This window comes from Gordonibacter pamelaeae 7-10-1-b, assembly GCF_000210055.1.
In the GTDB taxonomy this organism is placed as follows: Bacteria; Actinomycetota; Coriobacteriia; order Coriobacteriales; family Eggerthellaceae; genus Gordonibacter; species Gordonibacter pamelaeae.
In genome coordinates this window covers 714,210-718,447 of record NC_021021.1, presented here as the reverse complement: position 1 = coordinate 718,447, position 4,238 = coordinate 714,210, and the positions used below count along the sequence as shown (strand labels likewise).

General features: G+C 68.4%; 6 protein-coding genes. 4 read left to right on the top strand and 2 right to left on the bottom strand.

Annotated elements, in window-relative coordinates; translation table 11 throughout:
* Window positions 1-483: 4Fe-4S binding protein (locus tag GPA_RS03415; RefSeq protein ID WP_156791124.1), on the top strand; the 483-nt coding region annotated here is incomplete at its 5' end.
* Window positions 484-520: 37 nt separating this feature from the next.
* On the opposite strand, the gene GPA_RS03410 is transcribed toward GPA_RS03415, so the two are convergent.
* A complete protein-coding gene (locus tag GPA_RS03410) occupies window positions 521-841 on the bottom strand; it encodes a type II toxin-antitoxin system RelE/ParE family toxin (RefSeq protein ID WP_015538939.1) in 321 nt (106 codons plus the stop codon).
* Between the two features lie 2 nt (window positions 842-843).
* Window positions 844-1,161 (bottom strand): type II toxin-antitoxin system Phd/YefM family antitoxin, encoded by a 318-nt coding sequence (locus GPA_RS03405; RefSeq protein WP_015538938.1) that lies wholly within the window; start codon window positions 1,159-1,161, stop codon window positions 844-846.
* 153 nt (window positions 1,162-1,314) lie between these two features.
* On the opposite strand from GPA_RS03405, the gene GPA_RS03400 reads away from it, so the two are divergent.
* The 3 genes from GPA_RS03400 to GPA_RS03390 all read left to right on the top strand — a co-directional run.
* The gene (locus tag GPA_RS03400; protein ID WP_015538937.1) at window positions 1,315-2,088 is read left to right on the top strand and encodes a MerR family transcriptional regulator; all 774 of its coding nucleotides are present in this window, start codon (window positions 1,315-1,317) and stop codon (window positions 2,086-2,088) included.
* 59 nt (window positions 2,089-2,147) lie between these two features.
* Complete coding sequence (locus GPA_RS03395) at window positions 2,148-3,626, top strand: hypothetical protein (protein ID WP_197533067.1); 1,479 nt, start codon at window positions 2,148-2,150, stop codon at window positions 3,624-3,626.
* Between the two features lie 328 nt (window positions 3,627-3,954).
* Window positions 3,955-4,238, top strand: a 284-nt coding sequence (locus GPA_RS03390) for a DnaJ domain-containing protein (protein ID WP_041238940.1), incomplete at its 3' end; no start/stop codon positions are given.

Here is a 4,238-nt window from a genome sequence, read left to right as displayed (position 1 = left end):
CCGGCGTGGCTCAAGCGCGTGAAGTACGTCATCTGGGTGCCGTGGGTGCTCTCCATCGCCGCGTGCGCCTGGGTGGCGGGCGGCTTCACGGTGGTGGACCCGCTGTACGGCATCCCGGGCGGCGTATCGATGAACAACCCGTTGGGCCTGCCCATCTACTTCGGCATCGTGGCGCTGTTCTTCGTCCCGAACCTGTTCCTCGGCCGGCGCGCCATGTGCCACGGAATCTGCTGGATGGCGCCGTTCATGGTGCTGGGCGAGAAGCTGGGCGCGGCTTTGCGCCTGCCGCAGCTGCACGTGGGCGCCGAGGCCGACCGCTGCATCGGCTGCGGGAAGTGCGACCGCGCCTGCCCGATGAGCCTGCCGGTGGAGCGCCTCCTGCGCGCGGGGGCGATCGAGGACGCCGAGTGCATCCAGTGCGCCGCCTGCGCCGACGCCTGCCCGAAGGACGTGCTGAAGTTGCGGATGAGCCGCGTGCGGTGAACGGGCGGCCAGCACTGTGTTCCGCGATGCGGCGCAGCTAGCCCGGCAGATCGACAAGGGCGTAGGTGTCGATGCTCTGTCGCTGGTGCAGAACGCGGTACACGGTGAGCGTCGTGTCGTCGAAACGGTAGTACACGGTGTAGGGGTTCGCGTGCACGGTGCGGCACTCCTTGGCGTCCAGGCCCTCCATGCGGAAGCGGCCGCCGGCGTCGGGCAGGGCGCGCGCACGCTCGACGGCCGCGTCGATGCACTGGACGGCTGCGAGCGCGGCAGGCGGATTGCCGCATTCGACCCCCAGGTAGATGGCGATGGACTCGCGGTCGAGATGGGCGCGGGGCCTCCAGGCGAGGTCGAGCATGGCTAGCTCGCGCTCGGCTGGTAGTCGAGCCCCCAGAGGGCGAATATCTCGCGCATCTTCGCGTCTGACTCCGCGGCGGGCACGGCCTCGGGACGGTAGCGCTCCTCGATCTCGGCCTCGCGCAGGGCCAGGTAGACGCGGTTGCGGCGCTCGGCCGTCTCGTAGGCGCCGCTGTCCATGAGCACGTAGGACGCCGTGCCGTTCTTCGTGAGCACGACCGGCTCCTGGGTGGCGGTCGCCTGCGTGCACACGTCGTTGAGCTGCGTGCGCAGGTCGGTGATGGGCCTGATGATGGGAAGCGGCGCGGCAAGGGCTGGCATAATGCTCCTTTCGTCATGCTTAATTCAGTACATAATATCATCTATAATAAAGTATTTGAAGAGACGGAAACAATCGGCGGTTATTCTCGCTTGACCCTCACGCAACGTGAGGGTGTAGGCTATCGGTGCGATCGCGAAAGGAAGGAGGCGCCCATGGAGCGCGAGCGGGCGGAGCGCGGCTACACGGTGCACGAGCTGGCGGCGTTGTCGGGGTGCACGGTGCGCACGCTGCACCATTACGACGAGCTGGGGCTGGTGCGGGCCGGGCGCGCGGCGAACGGGTACCGTCGCTACGGACCCGCCGAGGTGGACCGGCTGCAGCAGGTGCTGCTGTACCGCGAGGCCGAGATGCCGCTGGCGGACATCAAGCGGCTGCTGGACGACCCGGCGTTCGACGCGCGCGAAGCGCTGGCCGGGCATCTGCGCGAGCTGCACGCGCGCAAGGAGCGCCTTGACAGATTGATCGCGAGCGTGGAGAAGACGCTCGCCAGCATGGAAGGAGATGACCCGATGAAGGACGAGGAGAAGTTCGAGGCGTTCAAGCAAGGCCTCGTGGACGAGAACGAGAAGAAGTACGGCAAGGAGGTGCGCGAGCGCTGGGGGGACGATGCCGCCGACGCGAGCAACGCGAAGCTTATGGGCATGACCGAAGAGCAGTACCGCGCCACGCAGAAGCTGGAGCGGGAGATCAGGGACGCCCTCGTGGCGGCGATGGAGACGGGCGACCCGGCAAGCGAGGAAGCGCACCGTGCGGCCGACCTGCACCGCCAGTGGCTGTGCCGTTTCTGGAAGGACGGCACGTACTCGAAGGCCGCGCATGCGGGCCTCGCCGAGATGTACGTGGCCGACGAGCGCTTCAAGGCCTACTACGAGGCATGGGCCCCCGGCGCCGCCGAGTTCCTCCGCGACGCCATCAAGGCTTTCTAAGGCAACTGCGGCCCATTCGTTGCTTGTGCCTGCAGGCTGGCCATCCTACACTGCTGTCCATGAGCAGATTCGCAACGTCCATGAAGTCCTCGTTGCGCGCTCCGGCGCGGCGCCTCGTCGCCTGGGTGCGCGCGCCGTTCGCCAGCCTGTACCGGGTTGCGGCGGCGGTCCTCGCCGCAGGGGCGGTGTGCCTCGCGCTGCCACCTTGGGTTGGCTTGCTGCTGTTCGCCCCGGTGGCGGCCGTCGTCGGGGTTAAGGTCGCGCATGCCGTGCGCGCCGTTGCCTCGCTGTGCTACGTGGGTGTGGCGGAGAACCGCGAGGGGCATCCCTCGCTCGACGTGCGCCGCGACCTGCTGCAGCGATCCCGTGCGCTCGGCGCGGCCTCGGTCGCTGCGGGCGTGGCCGTGCTGCTTGCCGTGCGGGCGGCCTTGGCCGTGTTCCCGGGTCTTGCCGAGGACGGCGTGCTCGCTCCCTACCTGGCGTTCACGGCGGTGCTGCTGGGCGGCTTCCTGCTGTTCTACACCCTGGCGCTGCGGTTCGACTCCTCAGTGCTGCGCGGCCTCACCAGCATCGCCGTCACGCTGCCGGTGTTCTTCATCGTGGTGGCGGTGGCCAGCATCCTGCTGTCGTGGGCCATGGACGTGCTCGCAGGGCTGGGCGTGCCGGCCGAGGGCCTGCTGCAGGGCGGCTTCGCCTGGCTCTACGAGATGCAGCGACTCCTGGGCGCGGCCGTCGGCTACTTCCTTAGGCAGGACACCCTCATCGTCGGCGTGTCCATCGTGGCGGCGGCGCTGCTGTTGCTGCTGTACACCTACTCGGTGCCGCTCTATTGGCTGCGCAGCGTGTCGCGCTGGCTCAAGGGCATCGGCGTGGCCGCGGCGGCGTTCGGTGCGGCGGTCATCGTGTTCGCGGGCGTGTGGCTGGCAGACGTGCAGCATCTGGCCGAGCAGGGGGCGGCGGGGCACCTGGGCGCGGGCCTCGACGCCGGCGTGGCCAGCAGCCAGGCGCAGGCCATCGCGCAGTACCGCTCGGACGACCTCGTTGCGCTCATCAAGGCGTTCGTGCTGCCCTACACGGTGGGCGTGTTCGTGGCGAACGGCGTGGTGGCCTGGCGCAAGGGCCGCGCCAAGCAGACGGCCGACGGCATCCTCGACGGCTTTGCCGCCGCGGGACATGTGGACGAGGCGGCGCTTTTCGGGCAGCGCAAGCGCTACCTCTACTGCGGCGGCAGTCCCACGCTTTGGGATATCGCCCTGCGCTCCATCGGCCACGATGTGCCCCTTCCGCACCCCTTCGCCCCGCGCAAGCTCACGCTCAAGGAGCGCCTGACCGGCGTGTTGGAGGACCCGCCGCCCGAGAGGGCGCCCGACCCGCCACCAGAGCGGCCGCCCGACCAGCCGGCCGAGCAGCCAGCCGACCCGTCGCTTTCGTCCGCTTCTTCCGGCCTGCCAGGCGAAGTCGGCATGCACGCCGACTTCAAGGCCGATCATGCCGAGGGCCGCACCAAGAGGAACGAACCAAGGCGGGCTCTGCGGTAGCACAGTTTTTACCAGATTTCTGCAAAAGGAGGAGTTCGAGGGACGATTGTACGCCTCGACGGCATCGCGGTGCCTTCCGTTGGCGTCGTTTTCCCTGATCGCGAAAAGGCCGACGATGCAAAAGTCCCCGCAAGCGCTCCAAGCATGTATAAAACTGGTAAAAACTGTGCAGAAAGGTCCGTGGGAGGGGGCGCCCGAGCTCGAAGAAGCTGCGCAGGCTGTCTGCTCCCGGCATGCCGGCGCCGTGTGATGTGTTTCTTGTCTGACGGGACGGCAACGCGCCCGTCCCGCCTCGCGCCCCGCCGTTGCCGTTTTGTATAGTGGCCCCATGAAGAAATCCGAAGCGCTCAAAACCCTGGGGCTGGCCGACGGCGCCACCGACGACGAGGTCAAGCAGGCCCACCGCAAGCTGGTGATCGCGCATCACCCGGACAAGTTCGCCCTGGACTCGCCGGAGCGCGCCGAGGCCGAGGAGCTCACGAAGCGCATCAACGAGGCCCGCGACGTGCTGCTGAACCGCTCGTGGACCCCCGAGTTCGACCCCCGCCGCGACCCGCGTCCCTATGCCAACAACCCCTACGCGCATCCCGGCCGTCCCGGCTCGTCCGCTGC

Bases quoted from the DNA above. Each gene is read 5' to 3' on its own strand.
- GPA_RS03410 (WP_015538939.1), bottom strand. From the start codon at position 841: ATGCTCGACCTCGCCTGGAGGCCCCGCGCCCATCTCGACCGCGAGTCC.
- GPA_RS03400 (WP_015538937.1), top strand. From the start codon at position 1,315: ATGGAGCGCGAGCGGGCGGAGCGCGGCTACACGGTGCACGAGCTGGCG.
- GPA_RS03405 (WP_015538938.1), bottom strand. From the start codon at position 1,161: ATGCCAGCCCTTGCCGCGCCGCTTCCCATCATCAGGCCCATCACCGAC.
- GPA_RS03395 (WP_197533067.1), top strand. From the start codon at position 2,148: ATGAGCAGATTCGCAACGTCCATGAAGTCCTCGTTGCGCGCTCCGGCG.